3 protein-coding genes are annotated in these 2,108 nt (G+C 44.8%); 1 reads left to right on the top strand and 2 read right to left on the bottom strand.

Annotated elements, in window-relative coordinates:
* Positions 1-167: 167 nt before the first annotated feature.
* Positions 168-638 (top strand): HD-GYP domain-containing protein, encoded by a 471-nt coding sequence (locus tag A3766_RS18025; protein WP_082907151.1) that lies wholly within the window; start codon positions 168-170, stop codon positions 636-638.
* Positions 639-667: 29 nt separating this feature from the next.
* Here the strand turns inward: A3766_RS18025 and A3766_RS18020 are convergent, their stop codons facing one another.
* Together A3766_RS18020 and A3766_RS18015 are read right to left on the bottom strand one after the other, a co-directional pair.
* Entirely contained in the window at positions 668-1,192 is a 525-nt protein-coding gene (locus A3766_RS18020) for a hypothetical protein (RefSeq protein WP_068509498.1), read from the bottom strand.
* Between the two features lie 343 nt (positions 1,193-1,535).
* A partial coding sequence (locus A3766_RS18015) for an MBL fold metallo-hydrolase (RefSeq protein WP_231882923.1) occupies positions 1,536-2,108 on the bottom strand: 573 nt, incomplete at its 5' end.

Genomic DNA, 2,108 nt, shown 5'->3' with positions numbered 1-2,108 from the left:
CACGGAAGGAACACTTTCCAGCACATCACTTAAGCGTTTTGCTCCTGTTTTTTGCCAGTCATTTTCGGTCAGAAGAGATACGCTAGACGCTGCGTCCAGCTCTGACTCTTCAAATACTGATGCAACAGTTACTTTGAGGTTCATTAAGTCCTGAATGGACATTTGGACTGTGTGATCGAGATAATGAGGTAATGTATAAAGCGGCACCACTACATGATATTGGGAAGATCGCTATCCCTGATCATATCCTTAACAAGCCTGGTAAGCTAACACCTCAAGAGTGGGAGGTTATGCAGTCTCATGCCCAGATCGGTTACGATATACTTTCGACGTCTGACTTAGAGGTCTTGCGAGCGGGCGCGCTCATTGCAGGTGGGCATCACGAGAACTGGGACGGTTCAGGCTATCCAAACGGTATTGCGGGTGAAGATATTCATATCTTTGCGCGAATTGCTTCGGTGGCAGATGTGTTCGATGCGCTGGTGAATCGTCGATGCTATAAACAAGCTAGGTCTATAGACGAGACATTAAACTTCTTCAAAGAGATGAAAGGCACTAAGTTCGAGCCGCGTTTGGTTGATTTATTACTCGATACCCAAGAAGAGCTAATGAAAATTCAAGAGGCGCATGCCGATTAGGCATGCGCATACGATACTAGGTTTTACGCTTAGAATGCTAAGGCAAAGCCTAGTAGTATCGATAGAGTAGCGAGACCGGATGCAACAATGATTGTCGCCATTGCCTTGTCTTGTTTGGCTGCATCAGAACGAGTAAACGACGCTCTATCTTCGAAGGTCATTTGTTTTAGCGGTGCAGCTAGCATTGGCTTCATTTCGTTATCAACTAAAATTGAATCGTTGGCTGGGTTGTCCTTGCCTGAGCCTTTTTTAGTTTGATGAGGAATGCCGTTAATTCGTGTCTGAAAAGTTGTATTTTCGGCTTCTTCTTGTTCACTCTCTTGCAGCAACTCCAGCGCCCAGCTTTCATCAACCTCTTGCGGTTCAGTGCTCCGGTATGCTGTATAGGTTTGGTTAAACTTTTCGTATAGTGCAGTGGTTTCTTGAAGTGTGAGAGTCTGATCCTGCGCTTTTTGAGAGACCATATTCAAAATACGCGCACGCTCGTCGTGTATCTGTTTATTGTCTTGCTCTAATGCTGAGTTTCCGTAATCTTCAATTGTTGCTACTGACATGATTCGTTCCTGAATTAATTGCCTTCTCTCTCCTTGGCGAACCGTTATCTTAAAACGATAAACGTCGAAAAGGCGTTAAAAGTAAATTCCAATTTGCTTCTTATTACAGGTTCTTTGAATCGATATTATCGGGGGGAGAATAGGAATTCAAAAGCCATATCAAGCTCTTGATTCTATTTCGATAGTGAGTGCTCAATGCAGTTCACTATGACTAACTCTTCCCTGTTATTGTTGTAGATCGAGATACTATCCTGATGTGGGCAATCATAGGTGGAAAGCTGCAAGTGGTCAATGTTTGCCGTGTGAGACATTGACCATTCTTGATGAGGGAAAAATCGATAAATTAAAGTGCTCGAGTTTCTCCAACCTTCATCAATAAAGCATTTTCATCGCCATAGCTTTGATCTATAGCGGCTTGTTTAAAGCGAGGAGGGGCTTCAAATGGGTCTTCAGGTGTCAGCATGATAGCCCCCCAATGCATGCCGATGGTTTTCTGTGCTTTGATACTTCTTGCAATTTCAATGGCATCTTCAGGTGTCGCGTGAACAGAACGCATATACCTTCTTGGCTCATAGGCGCCAATACCAATTAAGGCCAAATCGAAGGGGCCTGCCCGTTCACCTATCTCCTTGAATATCTCACCTTTCGCTGTATCGCCCGAGAACCATATGCTTCTTTCCTTGGAGCGGAAGCTGAAGCTTGCCCATAGGGTCTTGTTGGTATCAAAGAGGCCTCTGCCAGAGAAATGCACGGCGGGTAGTGTGGTGATGGTTAGTTCTTCGACTTGTGTTTCTTGCCACCAGTCTTGCTCAATAACACGCTTGTAGCCTCGCGATGTTAAGAAGCGCTTAAGGCCCAAGGGTACGATGACTAAAGTTTCTTTTTTGTAGGGGTAGGCTCGAAGGGCTAAGTCATC

The sequence above is a fragment of the Oleiphilus sp. HI0132 genome, from assembly GCF_001635845.1.
The sequence above is the reverse complement of the archived record's forward strand: the minus strand, read 5'-3'. Positions and strand labels throughout refer to the sequence as shown.